14 protein-coding genes are annotated in these 16,886 nt (G+C 73.6%); 5 read left to right on the top strand and 9 right to left on the bottom strand.

What is annotated here, in order from left to right:
- Positions 1–3: 3 nt before the first annotated feature.
- A complete protein-coding gene (locus ACSDG8_RS21430; RefSeq protein ID WP_439427194.1) occupies positions 4–1,686 on the bottom strand; it encodes an FAD-dependent oxidoreductase in 1,683 nt (560 codons plus the stop codon).
- Between the two features lie 140 nt (positions 1,687–1,826).
- Between ACSDG8_RS21430 and ACSDG8_RS21425 the strand changes: the two genes are divergently transcribed.
- Positions 1,827–2,927, top strand: a complete 1,101-nt coding sequence (locus ACSDG8_RS21425) for an LCP family protein (RefSeq protein WP_439427193.1) — start codon at positions 1,827–1,829, stop codon at positions 2,925–2,927.
- Positions 2,928–2,933: 6 nt separating this feature from the next.
- Here ACSDG8_RS21425 and ACSDG8_RS21420 read toward each other — a convergent pair whose 3' ends face one another.
- The 4 genes from ACSDG8_RS21420 to guaB form a co-directional block, all read right to left on the bottom strand.
- The gene (locus tag ACSDG8_RS21420; protein ID WP_439427192.1) at positions 2,934–4,391 is read right to left on the bottom strand and encodes a M1 family metallopeptidase; all 1,458 of its coding nucleotides are present in this window, start codon (positions 4,389–4,391) and stop codon (positions 2,934–2,936) included.
- Between the two features lie 88 nt (positions 4,392–4,479).
- Positions 4,480–5,874 carry a M1 family metallopeptidase gene (locus ACSDG8_RS21415; protein ID WP_210896390.1) on the bottom strand — a complete coding sequence of 465 codons (1,395 nt, stop codon included), beginning with the start codon at positions 5,872–5,874 and terminating at the stop codon, positions 4,480–4,482.
- 97 nt (positions 5,875–5,971) lie between these two features.
- Complete coding sequence (locus tag ACSDG8_RS21410) at positions 5,972–7,090, bottom strand: GuaB3 family IMP dehydrogenase-related protein (RefSeq protein ID WP_174537005.1); 1,119 nt, start codon at positions 7,088–7,090, stop codon at positions 5,972–5,974.
- A 30-nt stretch (positions 7,091–7,120) separates the two neighbouring features.
- On the bottom strand, positions 7,121–8,683 hold the full coding sequence (guaB, locus tag ACSDG8_RS21405; protein ID WP_210896393.1) for an IMP dehydrogenase: 1,563 nt from the start codon (positions 8,681–8,683) through the stop codon (positions 7,121–7,123).
- A 197-nt stretch (positions 8,684–8,880) separates the two neighbouring features.
- Here guaB and ACSDG8_RS21400 point away from each other — a divergent pair, with 197 nt between their 5' ends.
- Positions 8,881–9,285, top strand: a complete 405-nt coding sequence (locus ACSDG8_RS21400; RefSeq protein WP_030501537.1) for a DUF5319 domain-containing protein — start codon at positions 8,881–8,883, stop codon at positions 9,283–9,285.
- 18 nt (positions 9,286–9,303) lie between these two features.
- Here ACSDG8_RS21400 and ACSDG8_RS21395 read toward each other — a convergent pair whose 3' ends face one another.
- Positions 9,304–10,116 carry a helix-turn-helix transcriptional regulator gene (locus ACSDG8_RS21395; RefSeq protein ID WP_210896395.1) on the bottom strand — a complete coding sequence of 271 codons (813 nt, stop codon included), beginning with the start codon at positions 10,114–10,116 and terminating at the stop codon, positions 9,304–9,306.
- A gap of 252 nt (positions 10,117–10,368) precedes the next feature.
- Between ACSDG8_RS21395 and ACSDG8_RS21390 the strand changes: the two genes are divergently transcribed.
- Positions 10,369–10,752, top strand: a complete 384-nt coding sequence (locus tag ACSDG8_RS21390) for a WhiB family transcriptional regulator (protein ID WP_210896396.1) — start codon at positions 10,369–10,371, stop codon at positions 10,750–10,752.
- 171 nt (positions 10,753–10,923) lie between these two features.
- Here ACSDG8_RS21390 and ACSDG8_RS21385 read toward each other — a convergent pair whose 3' ends face one another.
- The 3 genes from ACSDG8_RS21385 to groES form a co-directional block, all read right to left on the bottom strand.
- Complete coding sequence (locus tag ACSDG8_RS21385; RefSeq protein WP_439427191.1) at positions 10,924–12,627, bottom strand: sulfite oxidase; 1,704 nt, start codon at positions 12,625–12,627, stop codon at positions 10,924–10,926.
- 135 nt (positions 12,628–12,762) lie between these two features.
- Positions 12,763–14,406 carry a chaperonin GroEL gene (gene groL / locus ACSDG8_RS21380; RefSeq protein WP_439427190.1) on the bottom strand — a complete coding sequence of 548 codons (1,644 nt, stop codon included), beginning with the start codon at positions 14,404–14,406 and terminating at the stop codon, positions 12,763–12,765.
- Positions 14,407–14,476: 70 nt separating this feature from the next.
- Positions 14,477–14,791 (bottom strand): co-chaperone GroES, encoded by a 315-nt coding sequence (groES, locus tag ACSDG8_RS21375; protein ID WP_018222648.1) that lies wholly within the window; start codon positions 14,789–14,791, stop codon positions 14,477–14,479.
- Between the two features lie 254 nt (positions 14,792–15,045).
- Between groES and ACSDG8_RS21370 the strand changes: the two genes are divergently transcribed.
- Complete coding sequence (locus tag ACSDG8_RS21370) at positions 15,046–16,278, top strand: THUMP-like domain-containing protein (protein WP_439427189.1); 1,233 nt, start codon at positions 15,046–15,048, stop codon at positions 16,276–16,278.
- 56 nt (positions 16,279–16,334) lie between these two features.
- Entirely contained in the window at positions 16,335–16,814 is a 480-nt protein-coding gene (ybaK, locus tag ACSDG8_RS21365; RefSeq protein ID WP_439427188.1) for a Cys-tRNA(Pro) deacylase, read from the top strand.
- Positions 16,815–16,886: the final 72 nt, after the last annotated feature.

The raw sequence follows: 16,886 nt of genomic DNA, 5'->3' as shown, positions 1-16,886 counted from the left end.
CTTTCACCGCAGGGCGGCGGGGGCGTGGGCGGGGACGGCGGGGCGCCGCGGCGGCACCGGCGCCACCCGGGTGTACGCCGAGCCGAGCTCCGGGCGCGGGTCGGCCTCGCCCTTGTTCGGCCAGTACGACATGGCCCGCTCGGCCTGCGCGGTGATCGTCAGCGACGGGTTGACGCCCAGGTTCGCCGAGACCGCAGCGCCGTCGACCACGTGCAGCCCCGGGTGGCCGTACACCCGGTGCCAGGGGTCGACTACCCCCTCGTCCGGGGTGGCGCCGATGACCGCGCCGCCGAGGATGTGCGCGGTCACCGGGATGTTGAACGGCTCGGTGACCGCCCCGCCGGGGGTGCCGCCGATCTCCTCGGCGAGCAGCCGGGCCGCGGCGTTGCCGGCCGGGATCCACGTCGGGTTGGGCGCGCCGTGGCCGGGGCCGGAGACGAGCCGGCCCCTGCGGAGCCGGGTGGTCAGCGAGTTGTCGACCGACTGCATGACGAGCGCTATCACGGTGCGCTCGGACCACCGGCGCACGGACAACATCCGCGCGGCCAGCACGGGCTGCCGGACGATGCTGCCCAGCCAGCGCCGGGCCCGGCGGGGACCGCCGTCGACGAGCAGCGACTGGAGCAGCCCCATCGCGTTGGAGCCCTTGCCGTAGCGAACCGGCTCGATGTGGGTCTGCGGGTCGGGGTGGAACGAGCTGGTGATCGCCACCCCCTCGGTGAAGTCGAGTCCGCGCCGGCGGGCGGCGCCGGGCAGCACCGAGGCGCCGAGGATGGCCTCGGAGTTGGTCCGGGTCAGCTCGCCGAGCCGGGGCGAGAGCGCCGGCAGCGCGCCGGTCGCCTTCATCTCGTGCAGCAGCCGCTGGGTGCCGAGCGCGCCGGCTGCGAAGACCACCTGGTCGGCATGGATCACCTCGCGACGCTTGCGCAGCCACGCGCCGGTGCGTTCGGTGTGCACCGCGTACCCGCCGGCCGGATCGGGGCGGACGGCGGTGACTGTGGTCAGCGGGTGCACCTGCACGCCGAGCCGCTCGGCCAGCCAGAGGTAGTTCTTCACCAGTGTGTTCTTGGCGCCGTGCCGGCAGCCGGTCATGCAGGACCCGCAGTGGCTGCACCCGATGCGGTCCGGCCCGGCGCCGCCGAAGTAGGGGTCGGCCACCCGCTCGCCGGGGCGCCCGATGTGCACGCCGACCGGCGTCGGGTGGTAGGTGTGCGCCACCCCCATCCGCTCGGCCACCGCGCGGACGGCCTGGTCCGCGCGGGTGTCGATCGGGTACGTGGTGACGCCGAGCATCCGCTTGGCCTGGTCGTAGTGGCGGGCCAGTTCGTCGCGCCAGTCGGTGATGTCCCGCCACTGCGGGTCGGCGTAGAACGCGTCGAGCGGCTCGTAGAGCGTGTTCGCGTAGACCAGCGAGCCGCCGCCCACCCCGGCGCCGGAGAGCACCAGCACGCCACCGCCGGCCTTGCGGTCGGCCGAGCGCAGCAGCGTGATCCGCTGGAGCCCGAAGCAGCCGAGCCGGGGCGCCCAGAGGAACCTTCGCGCCCGCCAGGACGTACGCGGGAACTCGTCGTCGGCGAAGCGCCGCCCCGCCTCCAGGACGCCTACCGAGTAACCCTTTTCGGCCAGCCGCAGCGCGGTGACGCTGCCGCCGAACCCGGATCCGATGACGACCACGTCGTAGCGCATGGACGCATCATTACCGACGGGTAGCTATAGCGCCAACGAGACCTTTTCGCACATCATGCAGAGCGCTCGATCGCCGGGATTCCCGCCGCTGCAACCTGTCGGCCCTCCTGGCGCGTCGAATCACACGGGGAGGCACGAACGTGACGAGACGACGCCTGCTGGGCCTGGCCGCGCTGGTGGCCGCGCTGCTGGTGGCCACCGGAGCAGTGGTGACCACCCGGCTGGTGGCCGACCGCCCGGCCGCCCCCGCCGCCGGACCGAGCACCACCCCGCCGGCCGCGCCGACGCCCGCCCCGACCACCGCCAGCCCGACGCCGCCACCCGGCGCCGACCTGAAAGGCCCGCTCAACCTGCTCCTCGTCGGCGTCGACACCCGGGTCAGCATCCCCGGCTGGGAGCCGCACGCCGACGCCGTGCTGCTGCTGCACGTGCCCGCCGGGCTGGACCGGGCGTACCTGTTCTCGCTCCCCCGCGACCTGGTGGTGGACATCCCCGCCTACCCGAAGGCGCGCTACCCGGGCGGCCGGACCAAGCTCACCCACGCGATGAGCTACGGCAGCCGGGTGCCGGGCGACAAGCGCAACCCCAGCACCGCCCAGGGGTACGAGCTGCTGCGCGCCACCGTCTCCCGCTACACCGGGCTGCGCATCGACGCCGGCGCGGTGATCACGTTCGGCGGCTTCGACAAGCTGGTGGACACGCTCGGCGGGGTGGACCTCTACGTGGACCAGCGGGTCGCGTCCCGGCACCGCCGCCCGGACGGCACCATGCGGACGCTGCGCGGCGGCGGCTACATCGGTCCGCAGATGGTCTACGAGAAGGGCACCCGGCACCTGACCGGCTGGCAGGCGCTGGACTACGCGCGGCAGCGCTACACCGCGGGCGGCGACTACACCCGGCAGCGGCACCAGCAGCAACTGCTCCGCGCGCTGGCCCGGAAGATCGTCGAGCAGGGCACGGCCCGCGACCCGCAGCGGGTCGAGCAGGTCGTCGCCGCCCTCGGCAAGACCCTGGTGTACGCCGGAGGCGGCCGGCAGCTGATCGACTTCGCGTACGCCCTCGGTGGCGTGCCCGCGGACCGGCTCACGCTCGTCGTGCTGCCCGGCGCCGGGGTGAGCAGCGGCGGCGCGTACCGGGGCGAGCAGCTCAAGCCGCTCGGCCGCGACTTCCTCACCGCGCTGCGCGGCGGGCGGGTCGACGCCTTCCTGACCGCCAACCCGTCGCTGCGCGTCAAGAACTGACGCGACCTACAGCGGCTTCGGGGTGGGCGGGCGCTCGGTGCCGTACAGCCACGGGTCGAAGACCTTCGCCAGCTTCTTGCCGGAGACCCGCTCGGCCAGCGCCACGAAGTCGGCGGTGGTGGCGTTGCCGTTCTTCCGCTCCGCCGCCCAGGTACGCAGGACGGCGAAGAACGCGGTGTCGCCCACCGCCACCCGCAACGCGTGCACAGTCATCCCGCCCCGGTCGTAGACCGAGCGGCTGAACAGGTTCTCCACCCCCGGCTTGCCCGGCGGCGTCCGCCACACCTGCGCGCCCGCGTTCGCGTACTTCTGGTCGAACGTGCGCTGCACTGTCGTCGAGCCGCTGTGCTCGGCCCACAGCCACTCCGCGTACGTGGCCAGCCCCTCGTTGAGCCAGATGTCCTGCCAGCGCTGGATCGACACGCTGTTGCCGTACCACTGGTGGGCCAGCTCGTGCGCAACCACGCCGGTGTTGTCGCCCTGCCGGAAGAAGGTGGCCGAGTAGACCGGGCGGCTCTGCGTCTCCAGCGCGTACCGGATCCGCTCGTCGGCGATCACCACCCCGCCGTACGCGTCGAACGGGTACGGCCCGAAGACGCTCTCCAGGTAGTCGGCGACCTCGACGGTGCGCGCGATCGACCGGTCCGGGGCGCCCTGGGGCAGCTGCGTGGTGACCGCGCTGTACACCGGCCGTCCCTTGTGCTGCCCGGTGGTGACCCGGAACTTCCCGATCGCCACAGTGGTCAGGTAGCTGGCGGTCGGCGCGCCCTCGGACCACTTCCAGGTGGTCCAGTCGCCGCTTGTCGTCTTCCCCTTCGGCACGCCGTTGGAGACCGCCGTCAGTCCCTTCGGGACGGTCAGCTCGATGTCGTAGGTGGCCTTGTCCGACGGGTGGTCGTTCACCGGGTACCAGGTGCTCGCCGACTCCGGCTGCCCGAGCGCGATCGCCCCGTCGGAGGTGTGCAGCCAGCCGCCCTCGCCCAGCGCCTCGGTACGCAGCGCCTCCGGCCGCCCGTCGTAACGGATCTCGGCGGTGAAGCCGTTTCCGGAGGTCAGCCCGATGGCCGGGGTGATCACCAGCTCGTTCTCGGTGCGGCTGTGCCGGGCGGCGGCGCCGTCCACTGTGACCGAGCGGACGGTCAGCCCGGCCAGGTCCAGGTTGAACGCGGACAGGTTCGCGGTCGCGGTGGCCCGCAGCGTGGTGGTGCCGCTGAGCTTGTCCGTCTCCGGGTCGTAGCGCACCTTCACCGTGTAGTGCGCGACGTCGTAGCCGCCGTTGCCGTAGCTCGGGAAGTAGGGATCGCCCGCGCCCGCCGCGCCCGGCGCGAAACCGCGCGTGGCCGTCGGGGCGGCAGTGGTGGGAGACGCCGGTTGCGGCTCCGGCTCGGCCGAGCCGCAGCCGGCCACCAGCAGCGTCGCGCAGGCCAGCAGCCCGAGCCGTCGTCGTCCGCCGCGCTGCGCCATCGCCTCGATCCCTCCGGGGTCCCGACAGCGGCCCCGCCCACGGGCCGCTCCGCCCGCGGCAGCCTACCCAGCGGCGGTCACGCCCACGTCACGGCAGCCCCGGTGGCGTCGCGCCGGCCAGCCAGGCGTCCAGCAGCGACCTCAGCGGCCGCCCGGACGTGCGTTCGGCGTACCCGACGAAGTCGGCGGTGGTGACGTTGCCGTTGCGGTGCTGCGCCAGCCAGCCGCGCAGCACGCGGTAGAACGTCTCGTCGCCCACCGCGCGGCGCAGCGCGTGCACCGCGAGCGCGCCCCGCTGGTAGACCGCGTCGCCGAACATCCCGGACCGGCCCGGGTCGACAGTGGGCTTCGACCAGTCGGTCACCGCGTACCGCTCGGCCGCGGTCTGCGCCACCGTCCGGCCGCCGTCGTGCTCGGCCCAGAGCCATTCGGCGTACGTGGCGAAACCCTCGTTGAGCCAGATGTCGCTCCACCGGGCCACCGAGACGCTGTCGCCGAACCACTGGTGGGCCAGCTCGTGCGCGACCACTTCGGTGTTCGGGCGGTCGCCCCGGAAGAAGGCCGGCCCGTAGACCGGCCGGCTCTGCGTCTCCAGCGCGTACCGGATGCGCTCGTCGGCCACCACGATCCCGCCGTACGCCTCGAACGGGTACGGGCCGAAGCGCTCGGCCAGGAAGTCGGCGATCTCGCCGGTGCGGGCCACCGACGCGGCGGCCGGCCCGTCCGCGGGCAGCGCCGCGGCGACGGCGGTGACCAGCGGCTTGCCCGCGTGCGTGCCGGTGCTGACCCGGTAGTCGCCGATCACCAGCGTGCTCAGGTAGCTGGCCATCGGCGCGCGCTCCGACCAGCGCCAGGTGGTCCAGCCGCCGGTTGAGGTCTTGCCCTGCGGCACGCCGTTCGCCAGCGCGGCCAGCCCGTCCGGCACGGTGACCGCGAAGTCGTAGGTGGCCTTGTCCGACGGGTGGTCGTTCACCGGGTACCAGGTGCTCGCCGACTCCGGCTGGCCGAGCGCGATCGCGCCGTCCGGTGTGGCGTGGAAGCCGCCGTCGCCGAGTTCGGCGTTCGGCAGCGGTTCCGGCACCCCGCCGTACGTCACCTCGACGGTGAGCCGCTTCCCCGACGGCAGCCCGCGCGGCGGGGTGACGATCAGCTCGGCGCCGTCGTGGCGGTGCTTCGCCGCCTCCCCGTCCACCCGGACCCGCTCGACGTCCAGCCCGGCCAGGTCGAGCTGGAACCGGGACAGCGCACGGGTGGTGGTGACGGTCAGCGTCGCGGTCCCGGTGAGCTTGTCGCCGGCCGGGTCGTAGCGCACGTCCAGCGCGTAGTGGCCCACGTCGTAGCCACCGTTGCCGGCCCCCGGGACGTACGGGTCACCGACGTCCGCCGCGCCCGCCCGGAACCCGTTGTCGTCGCCGCCCGTGCACCCGCCGGCCGCGAGCGCCACCGCCACCAGCCCTGCCGCCCAGATCCGCCGCCGCCTCACCCGGCGAGCCTAGACGCGCGACGGCGCGGGCGGGGCCGGAACACGTCCGGGCCGCCACCCGCGCCGTCGTGCGGTGATCAGTGGTGATCAGCGGTGCTCAGCGGTCGAGGACCAGCCCGACCTTCTGGAACTCCTTGAGGTCGCGGTAACCGCACTTGGCCATCGCGCGGCGCAGGCCGCCGAAGAGGTTGAGCTGGCCGTCCGGCTCGTCGGCCGGGCCGAACAGCAGCTTCTCCATCGAGCCGAGCGGCTCGCCGGCCACCTCGAACGCGCCACGCGGCAGCGACGGGTGGCTGGCCGCGGAGTGCCACCAGGCGCCACCGGCCGGCGCCTCCTCGCAGAGCGAGAGCGGCTCGCCGAGCATCACCGCGTCCGCGCCGCAGCCGAGCGCTTTGGCGATGTCGCCGGAGGTCTGCATGTCGCCGTCGGCGATCAGGTGCACGTACCGGCCGCCGGTCTCGTCCAGGTAGTCGCGGCGGGCAGCGGCGGCGTCGGCGATCGCGGTGGCCATCGGCACCCGGATGCCGAGCACCGACTCGGTCGTCGACCAGTCGTCGCCGCCGATGCCCACGATCACGCCGGCCGCGCCGGTGCGCATCAGGTGCAGCGCCGTCTTGTAGTCGGTGCAGCCGCCGACGACGACCGGCAGGTCCAGGTCGGCGATGAACTCCTTGAGGTTCAGCGGCTCGTCGGTGGTCGAGACGTGCTCGGCCGAGACGAGCGTGCCCTGGATGACCAGGATGTCCACGCCCGCGTCGAGGATCACCGGGGCCAGCGCCAGGGTGTGCTGCGGCGAGACCCGCACCGCCACCGTGCCGCCGCCCTCGCGCAGCTCGCGTACCCGCTCGGCGATCAGGTCGGGCCGGATCGGCTCGGCGTAGACCTCCTGGAGGCGCTTGGTCGCCCGCGCGTCCTCGCCGAGGCCGGCCAGCTCCTCCAGCACCTTGGCCGGGTTCTCGTACCGGGTCCAGAGGCCCTCCACGTTGAGCACCCCGAGGCCGCCGAGCTGACCGAGGCGGACCGCCGAGGCCGGGCTCATGGTCGCGTCCGAGGGGTGGCCGACGCAGGGGATGCCGAACTGGTACGCGTCGAGCTGCCACGCGGTGGAGACGTCGTCGACGTCCCGGGTGCGGCGGCTCGGCACGATGGCGATGTCGTCCAGGTGGTAGCCGCGCTGCGCGGTCTTGCCCAGCCCGATCTCGACCACGTCACGCATGGGGGACTCCAGGTGGTTGGGGGTGGTGGGTCAGCGGGAGTGGTAGTTGGGCGCCTCGACGGTCATCTGGATGTCGTGCGGGTGGCTCTCCTTGAGCCCGGCCGCGGTGATCCGGATGAGCTGGCCACGCCGGTGCAGCTCCGGGATGCTCTCCGCGCCCACGTACCCCATCGCGGCGCGCAGGCCGCCGGTGAGCTGGTGGGCGACAGCGGACAGCGGACCCCGGTAGGGCACCTGGCCCTCGACGCCCTCCGGGACCAGCTTGTCCTCGGCGAGCACGTCCTGCTGGAAGTAGCGGTCCTTGGAGTAGGACTTGCCCTGGCCGCGCGACTGCATCGCGCCGAGCGAGCCCATCCCCCGGTACGCCTTGTACTGCTTGCCGTTGATGAAGATCAGCTCGCCGGGGCTCTCCTCGCAGCCGGCCAGCAGGCTGCCGAGCATCACCGTGTCGGCGCCCGCGACGAGCGCCTTGGCGATGTCGCCGGAGTATTGGATGCCGCCGTCGCCGATCACCGGCACGCCGGCCGCGCGGGCGGCACGGGCCGCCTCCATGATCGCGGTGATCTGCGGTACGCCGACCCCGGCCACGATCCGGGTGGTGCAGATGGCGCCCGGGCCGACGCCCACCTTCACGCCGTCCGCGCCGGCCTCGACGAGCGCCTTCGCGCCCGCGTACGTGGCGATGTTGCCGCCCACGATGTCGATGCTGACGTCCCGCTTGAGCCGGGCGACCATCTCCAGCACGGCGCGCTGGTGGCCGTGCGCGGTGTCCACGATCACCACGTCCACGCCGGCGTCGACGAGCGCGCGGGCCCGCTTGTAGCCGTCCTCGCCCACGCCCACCGCGGCGGCGACCCGGAGCCGGCCCGCGTCGTCCTTGGTGGCGTTCGGGTACTGCTCGCTCTTGGTGAAGTCCTTGACCGTGATCAGGCCGCGCAGCTTGCCGCCCGCGTCCACGATCGGCAGCTTCTCGATCTTGTGCTGGCGCAGCAGGCCGAGCGCGTCGTCCTTGCTCACCCCGACCGGGGCGGTGATCAGCGGGGTGCGGGTCATGATCTCGCGGACCGGCGTGGCCGGGTCGGAGACGAAGCGCATGTCGCGGTTGGTGACGATGCCGACGAGCTGGCCCTGCCCGTCCACCACCGGCACGCCGGAGATGCGGTAACGCCCGCAGAGCGCGTCGACCTCGCGCAGCGTGTCGTCCGGGCTGGCGGTCACCGGGTTGGTGATCATGCCGGACTCGGAGCGCTTCACCAGGTCGACCTGGAGCGCCTGGTCCTCGACGGAGAGGTTGCGGTGCAGCACGCCGATGCCGCCCTGGCGGGCCATGGCGATCGCCATCCGCGCCTCGGTGACCGTGTCCATCGCGCTGGACAGCAGCGGCACGGTCAGCTCGATGTTGCGGGTCAGGCGGGTACGGGTGTTGACCCGGCTGGGTACGACGTCCGACTCGCCCGGCTGCAGGAGCACGTCGTCGAAGGTCAGGCCGAGCGGCACCACGCGGGCCGAACCGGCAGGCAGCTCGGGCAGATGGCCACCCAGCTCCCCGCCGTCGGCGCCGGCCGGGATCTCGGTGCTGGGCGAATTCTCCACGATTGCTCCCCTGAGCTGGTCGAACGGGCTGCAGCGAGGCGGCGCGCGGGGGCACCGGCGGGCGCCGGGTGACGGCGCGTCGCCTCATCGTACCCACTGGCCCGTTCCCGTCCGGGCAGCGGCGGGCCCGGGGGTAGGCCGGGCCACAGCGCGGGCTGGGGCGGGCTTTCCGGCGGCCCGGGGTCTACGGTTAGGGGGTGCACGACGAGCCCATCGACCCGTTCAACGGCGATCCCGCCGATCCGGCTGCCGGTCTGCACGATCCCGGCGACGACGACGCGCTCGACCCGCTGACCGACGTCGAGCGCCAGGACGTGCTGGAGGATCTCGCCGACCTGGAGATCTACCAGGCGCTGCTCCAGCCGATCGGGGTGCGCGGCCTGGTGATCGAGTGCGAGGACTGCCGCGAGCCGCACTACTTCGACTGGGACCTGCTGCGCGGCAACCTGCGCCACCTGCTCAACTCGGGGCGTCCCCGGGTGCACGAGCCGGCCTACGACCCGGATCCGGACCATTACGTGAGCTGGGACTACGCCCGCGGCTACGCCGACGGCGTGCACGACACGCTCACCGAGGGCACCGACGAGTCCACCGAGGGCTGAGCGCCGCCGTCCGGGCCGTCAGGCCACCAGGCCGGCCCGGAAGCCGGCCGCCACGGCGTGTGCCCGGTCCCGCGCGCCGAGCTTGCGGAACAAGCGCCGGGCGTGCGTCTTGACCGTGTCCTCGGAGACGAACAGCTCCCGCCCGATCTCCGCGTTGCTCTTGCCCTCGGCCATGCCGAGCAGCACCTGAAGTTCCCGCTCGGTCAGCCCGATGGCGCCGCGCGGCGTCCGCGCCGGCCGCTGGGCCGTACCGGGCCGGGGCGCCTCCGCGCCGTCGGCCGCCGCCGGGTCGTCCGGGTCCTCACCCCGCTGCACCGGCACCACTGTGGGCAGGCCCGCCGCGTCCACCGGCGCCGCCGCCGGCCAGCCGGGCCCACCCTGGGTACGCCCCGCCGACCGGGCCGGACCGCCGACCGCCGCCGCGTCCCGGGCGGTGTCCGCCACCCGGTGCCTGTTGCTCCGCCCGGGGGCGGAGAGCAGCAGCAGCGCCTTGGCGACCGCACTGGTCAGGTCGTGGTCGGCGTTCTGGATCAGTCCGCGAGCACCGGCGCTGATGGTGGCCGCCGCCGACTCCGACTCCTCGGCGCCGAGCAGCAGCACCGCCGCCTGCGGCGCGCGGGCCAGCACCCGGCGCACGAAACCGGCGCTGTCCGGCCGGGTCAGCGCGGTGTCGGCGAGCACCACGTCCACCGGACGCTCGGCGAGCCGCAACATCACCTCCGGATCGGAGACGGCCGTCCGGACGACGCCGGACAGCCCGAGCCGCGCCGCGGCGGAGGTCAGATGCTGGGCCGCCAATGGTGTCCGAACGCACACAAGAACACTACGCACAGTGGGCTCCTCTCCGACTCAGAGCAGACCATGCGGAGGTGGGCTCGGGAGGGGGTTCCGGGCAATCATCCGAACTTTTCCGACAGATGGGGCATATGCCGCCGACTGTCCGAGGTTTTCGATCACACATGTGTGAGGCGGGGACGGCTCGGGTACCGAGGGGTTCATCCGGAACCGGCATCCCGCGCGGACCGCCGCCCGGTAGCTGGCCACGAACATTCTCCGCGGTGCCGCGCGGGAGGAGGGGTGCTGATGTCGAACGTACGTAGGCTGCCTGGACCGATCGACGAGCTCTGGGACTGGCAGCGGCTCGGGGCCTGCCGTGGCCGCGACAGCGCGCAGTTCTTCCACCCGGACGGCGAGCGCGGCTCCTCCCGGACGCGCCGCGAGATGGGCGCCAAGTCCGTCTGCCGCGCCTGCCCGGTACGCGCCGAGTGCGCCGCGCACGCGCTCTCCGTCCGCGAGCCGTACGGCGTCTGGGGCGGGTTCAGCGAGTCCGAGCGGCTGCGGCTGCTCGCGCTCGGCTGGGAGGACCTGGCCGACCGCCGACAGACCCGGGTGGACATCGCCCGGCTGGAGGCCCGCCTCGGCCGTCCGCACAACACCGCCGTGCCGGACCAGCGTAAGGTCGCCTGACCGGCTTCACGACCACCGACGCCGCGCCCCGAAACCCGGGGCGCGGCGTCGTGTCGTCCCGCCCCGACCCCGCGTGATCGACACCAGCTCGGCGAAGTGGTCATATCGCGGAGCCTCTGATGCCACCACTTCGGGGAACCGATGTCGATCAAGGGTGATGTGCCGCGGTCGTCAGGTGACCGTGACCCTTACCGTGTGCCAGCCGGTAGCGCCGTCCGGGGCGACCGGGGCGCGCTGTTCCGTCTGGGTCTCGCCGGTCGTGTCCGTCGCCCGCACCTGGAGCGCGTGCTCGCCCGGCGTGGCGTCCCACCGCCAGGACCACTGCACCCAGGTGTCCGCCGACACAGCCGGGGCCAGGGTCGCCTCCTGCCAGGGCCCGCCGTCGACACGTACCTCGACTCGCTTGACGCCGCGGTGCTGCGCCCACGCGACACCGGCGACGGTCACCGGACCGGCGGCGGGACGGCTGCGAGGGCGGGGCGTGTCGATCCGGGACTGCGTCTTGATCGGCCCCTGCGCGGACCAGCCGCGCGGCACCCAGTACGCGTCGAAGTCGGCGAAGCTGGTCAGCTCCAGCTCGGTCAGCCACTTGCAGGCCGAGACGTACCCGTAGAGGCCGGGCACCACCATCCGCACCGGGAAGCCGTGCTGGATCGGCAGCGGCTCGCCGTTCATGCCGACCGCGAGCAGCGCGTCCCGCCCGTCGCGCAGCACCGAGGTGGGCGTGCCGCAGGTCCAGCCGTCGACGGCCCGGCCGACCACCTGGTCCGCGCCGTCCTCCGGATCGGCCTCGTCGAGCAGGTCCTTGATCGGTACGCCGAGCCAGCGCGCGTTGCCGATCAGGTCGCCGCCCACCTCGTTGGAGACGCAGGCGAGCGTCACGTAGCGCTCGACCATCGGGCGGGCGAGCAGGTCGTCGAAGCTCAGCTCGATCGGGTTGCGGACCCGCCCGTGGATGCGCAGCCGCCACGTGACCGGGTCCACCTGCGGCACCACCAGCGCGGTGTCGATCCGGTAGAACTCCGAGTTCGGCGTGACGTACGGCGCGAGCCGGGACAGCGACAGGTCGGCGCCGGCCGGCACCGGCGGGGCGGGCGCGACCGGGGCGGGCAGCGTCACCGCGTCCCGGGCCGCCGAGACGCCGCGCCGGCCGGCCAGCCAGTGCCCGCCCAGCCCGGCCACCGCGGCCGCTCCGGTGAGCAGCCCGGCGCCGCGCAGGAACCGTCGTCGCGACTCCGCGTCGTCGTCGTGCCGGACCGGCTCCCAGCCACCCGGCGTCTTCTCCTCCCCCGCGAGCGCGGCGACCGCCGGAGGCGGCGCGGACGACGGCTCACCGTCCCCGGGAGCGGCCCCGTCGCGCTGCGCCGGGCCGGTCCCGGCCCGGTCGCGTGGCGCGGCGTCGGTCCGATCACGTCCGGGCCGCGTCCGATCCGGCGGGTCGGCGCCCAGCGGGCCGGCCACGAACGCCCAGAGCGTCAGCGCGCCGAGGCCGCCGCCGACCAGCGAGGGCAGCGTGTCGAACGCGTCGGCGCCGGCCCGGGTCAGCGCGGCGGCGACGCCGAGCGCGGCGAACGCGGCGATGCCGGCCAGGCCGATCGCCAGCCGCCGGACCGCCACCAGGCCGAGCAGCGCGCCGAAGGCGGCCAGCAGCAGCGCCGTCCCGACCAGCAGGGCGATCTTGTCGTACGTGCCGAAGACGTCGATGGCGAACTGCTTGAGCGGCTCGGGCACCAGGTCGACGACGAGTCCGCCGACGGCGACGAGTGGAGCCGACCGGGGGCCGGTCAGGACCGCCACGGGTTCGGCGGCGCCGAGCGCCACCACGGCGGCGACGACACCGGCCAGTGCCGCGCGGCGGCGGGAAAGGGTGCTCACGGCATCCAGTCTGGTCGACCCGCGGGGACGGCTGCCATTTCCGTCAGCGTTCCGTAAGGGGACACGGCCCGGAAAAGCCGTCAGGGCACACCACCGGGTCGGCGGTGTGCCCTGACGTCGGGCCGTGCGGTCGGGTCAGAAGCCCGGGCCGTGCTGGTGGCCGTGACCGTGCGAGTGGCCGTGGCCACCGGCGGCCGGCTCCGGCTCGGCCGGCTTCTCCACCACGAGGCTCTCGGTGGTGAGCAGCAGGCCGGCGATCGAGGCGGCGTTGCTGACCGCGTTGCGGGTCACCTTCACCGGGTCGATGATGCCGGACTTGGCCAGGTCGACGTACTCGCCGGTGGCGGCGTCGAGGCCGTGGCCCCAGTCCTTGCCGACGACCTTCTGCACCACCACGTAGCCGTCGTGGCCGGCGTTCTGGGCGATCCAGCGCAGCGGCTCGACGAGCGCCTTGCGCACGATCGAGACGCCGACCTTCTCGTCACCGGTGAAGCCCAGGTCGTCGTCGAGCGCCGGCAGGATCTGGGCCAGAGCGGCGCCGCCACCCGGGACCGTGCCCTCCTCGACCGCGGCCTTGGTCGCGGCGATGGCGTCCTCGATGCGGTGCTTGCGCTCCTTCATCTCGACCTCGGTGGCCGCGCCGACCTTGATCACGGCGATGCCGCCGGAGAGCTTCGCCAGCCGCTCGGCCAGCTTCTCCCGGTCCCACTCCGAGTCGGACGCCTCGATCTCCTTGCGGATCTGCGCGACCCGGTCGGCGACCTCGGAGGCCTGCCCGCCACCGTCGACGACGGTGGTGTTCTCCTTGTCGACCACGACGCGGCGGGCGGTGCCGAGCACCTCCAGGCCGACCTGGTCGAGCTTGTAGCCCAGCTCCGGGGCGACCAGCTCGGCGCCGGTCAGGATCGCCATGTCCTGGAGCATCGCCTTGCGGCGGTCACCGAAGCCCGGGGCCTTGACCGCGCAGACCTTGACGGTCTTGCGCAGCGCGTTGACCACCAGCGTCGACAGGGCCTGGCCCTCGACGTCCTCGGCGACGATGAGCAGCGGCTTGTTGTTCTGGAGAACCTTCTCCAGCAGCGGCAGCAGCTCCTCGATGGCCGAGATCTTCTGCGTGGTGATCAGGATGTACGGGTCCTCCAGGACCGCCTCCTGCGCCTCCAGGTCGGTGACGAAGTTCGGCGAGATGAAGCCCTTGTCGAACTGGAGCCCCTCGGTCACCTCCAGCTCGGTGGTGAGCGCGGAGCCCTCCTCGACGGTGATGACGCCGTCGCGGCCGACCTTCTCCATCGCCTCGGCGATCAGCTCGCCGATGGCGGCGTCCTGCGCGGAGACGGTGGCGACGTGCGCGATCGACTCCTTGGCGGAGACCTCGACGGCCTTGCCGAGCAGCGCCTCGGAGACCTTGGCGGCCGCCGCGTCGATGCCCCGCTTCAGGCCGGTCGGGTTCGCGCCGGCGGCCACGTTGCGCAGGCCCTCGCGGACCATGGCCTGGGCCAGCACGGTGGCGGTGGTGGTCCCGTCGCCGGCGACGTCGTTGGTCTTGGTCGCCACCTCCTTGACCAGCTGCGCGCCGAGGTTCTCGTACGGGTTGGTGAGCTCGATCTCCTTGGCGATGGTCACGCCGTCGTTGGTGATCGTGGGCACACCGAACTTCTTGTCCAGGACGACGTTGCGCCCGCGCGGGCCGAGGGTGACCTTGACCGTGTCCGCGAGGGCGTTGACACCGTGCTCCAGCAGGTGCCGGGCGTCGTCCGAGAAGCTGAGGATCTTCGCCATCAGTATCCCTTCGAAGCGACGTTGCCCCGGCCCGGCGAGCCGGACCGGGGCAACGACACTGATCGGTTGCTTACTTCTCGATGACCGCGAGGACGTCGCGGGCGGAGAGCACCAGGTACTCCTCGCCGGCGTACTTGACCTCGGTGCCGCCGTACTTCGAGTAGAGGACGGTGTCGCCGACCTTCACGTCGATCGGCACGCGGTTGCCCTTGTCGTCGATCCGGCCCGGGCCGACAGCGAGGACGGTGCCCTCCTGCGGCTTCTCCTTGGCGGTGTCGGGGATCACGATGCCCGAGGCGGTGGTGGTCTCGGCCTCGTTCGCCTGGACCACGATGCGGTCCTCGAGCGGCTTGATCGCAACCTTGGTCGCGGTAGTCACGGGCATACCCTCCCGGGTACTTGGTGTCGTTGCCGGCCGGCGTGCCGACCAGCGTCAATCTGCCACATGCCACCGGGCGGGGCCGTCGTCGCGGGTGCCGGTCCGCCTGGCGCTCAACCCCCGGGCACGAGGCTCGGGGGTTGGCACCCTCAGGGTGAGAGTGCTAATCGCAGGTTATTCCTCGGCTAGCACTCCGTCAAGGAGAGTGCCAACGCGTCGCCCTCCGTGTCGCGCCGGAACGGGGCCGGGAGAATGAGTCCGTGGATCTCGACCAGCTCGCCGCGCTGCGTACCCCCGAGGGGTCGGCGGCGCTCGCCGCGGCCGGGCGGGTGGCCGGCGGCGACCCGCTGGCGGCGGCCGCCGCGCTGCGCTCGGCCGGGATTCCGGGCGACCTCGCCGCCGCCGCGCTGACCCAGGCGGAGCTGCGCCGCCGCGCGGTCGGCAAGTTCGGCGCGGCCGCCGCCGGGATGTTCCTCACCCGGCCCGGGCTGGAGCAGGCCACCCGCGGGGTGGTCGCCGGCCGGCGGGCCGCGCGGCTGCGCGCCGCGGGCGTGACCACACTGGCCGACCTGGGTTGCGGCCTGGGCGCCGACGCGCTCGCCGCGGCCCTCGCCGGGATCCGGGTGTACGCGGTGGAGGCCGACCCGCTGACCGCCGCGATGGCCGCCGCGAACGCCGAGGCCGCCGGGCTGGCGGAACTGGTGACCGTCGAGTGCGGCGACGCCACCGCGTTCGACGTGAGCCGGGTCGACGGCGCGTTCTGCGATCCGGCGCGGCGGCGGGCCGGCACCGGCCGGCGCGTCTTCGACCCGAAGTCCTACTCGCCGCCGTGGGACTTCGTCACCGGCCTGGCCGCCCGGGTGCCGCGCACCGTGGTGAAGGTGGCGCCAGGGCTGGACCACGCGCTGATCCCGGCGGGCGCCGAGGCGGAGTGGGTGAGCGTGGACGGCGACCTGGTCGAGGCGGCGCTGTGGTGCGGCGAGCTGGCCGGCGTCCCCCGCCGAGCCACAGTGCTGCGCGAGAAGGAAGGGCCCCTTCTTAACGCCTCCGGTAGTAAAAGGGTCCCTTCCTATCACCTCACCGGCACCGGCGCGGCGGAGGCGGAGGTGGGGCCGGTCCGGCGTTTCCTGTACGACCCGGACCCGGCCGTGGTGCGCGCGCACCTGGTCGCCGAGCTGGCCACCGACCTCGACGCCACGCTCGCCGACCCGTCGATCGCCTACCTCTACGCCGACGAGGCCCGGCCCACCCCGTTCGCCCGCTGCCTGGAGATCACCGACGTGCTGCCGTTCTCGCTGAAGCGGCTGCGCGCCCTGCTGCGGGAGCGGCGGGTCGGCCGGGTCGAGATCCGCAAGCGCGGGTCGGCGCTGGAGCCGGAGAAGCTGCGCCGTGACCTGCGGCTCTCCGGCGAGGCGGCGGCCGACCTGGTGCTGACCCGGGTCGCGGGCGACCCCGCGGTGCTCGTCTGCCGGCCGGTCCCGGCGGGCGGCTGACCCGCGGCGCGCGGTTTCGGCTCGCGGTCGGGCGACGACCGGGCTAGCTTGAGCCGGTGGCGGGCCCTGGCACTCCGGCGATCGCGTTGCTGAGCAAGCAGAAGATCGCGCACAGCACCCACCCCTACGACGTCTCGCCGGACGCGCCGAACTACGGCGCGCTGGTCGCCGAAGCGCTCGGGGTGGCACCGGAACGCGTGTTCAAGTCGCTCGTCACCGAGGTCGACGGCGGGCTGACGGTGGCTGTGGTGCCGGTGACCGGCGAGCTGGACCTGAAGGCGCTCGCCGCGGCGGTGGGCGGCAAGCGGGCGGCGATGGCGGACCGGGCGGTGGCCGAGCGGGCGACCGGGTACGTGCGGGGCGGGATCAGCCCGCTGGGCCAGCGCAAGCGGCTACCGACAGTCGTCGACTCCTCGGCGCTGGCGTACCCGACCGTGTACGTCTCGGCGGGCCGCCGAGGCTTGCAGGTGCAGCTCACGCCGACCGATCTGGTGGCGCTCACCGGGGCGGCCACGGCATCGATCGCCGCCGTCTGACGGGCCTCGTCACGGTACGTGTGGGAGCGTTCCCGGAACGCGCACGCCCGGCGGTGTCTCGCGGGTGACAAC

Source organism: Micromonospora sp. LA-10, from assembly GCF_051853095.1.
In the GTDB taxonomy this organism is placed as follows: Bacteria; Actinomycetota; Actinomycetes; order Mycobacteriales; family Micromonosporaceae; genus Micromonospora; species Micromonospora echinospora_A.
The sequence above is the reverse complement of the archived record's forward strand: the minus strand, read 5'-3'. Positions and strand labels throughout refer to the sequence as shown.

Bases quoted from the DNA above. Each gene is read 5' to 3' on its own strand.
- ACSDG8_RS21430 (WP_439427194.1), bottom strand. From the start codon at position 1,686: ATGCGCTACGACGTGGTCGTCATCGGATCCGGGTTCGGCGGCAGCGTC.
- ACSDG8_RS21420 (WP_439427192.1), bottom strand. From the start codon at position 4,391: ATGGCGCAGCGCGGCGGACGACGACGGCTCGGGCTGCTGGCCTGCGCG.
- ACSDG8_RS21410 (WP_174537005.1), bottom strand. From the start codon at position 7,090: ATGCGTGACGTGGTCGAGATCGGGCTGGGCAAGACCGCGCAGCGCGGC.
- ACSDG8_RS21390 (WP_210896396.1), top strand. From the start codon at position 10,369: ATGTCGAACGTACGTAGGCTGCCTGGACCGATCGACGAGCTCTGGGAC.
- groL (WP_439427190.1), bottom strand. From the start codon at position 14,406: ATGGCGAAGATCCTCAGCTTCTCGGACGACGCCCGGCACCTGCTGGAG.
- groES (WP_018222648.1), bottom strand. From the start codon at position 14,791: ATGCCCGTGACTACCGCGACCAAGGTTGCGATCAAGCCGCTCGAGGAC.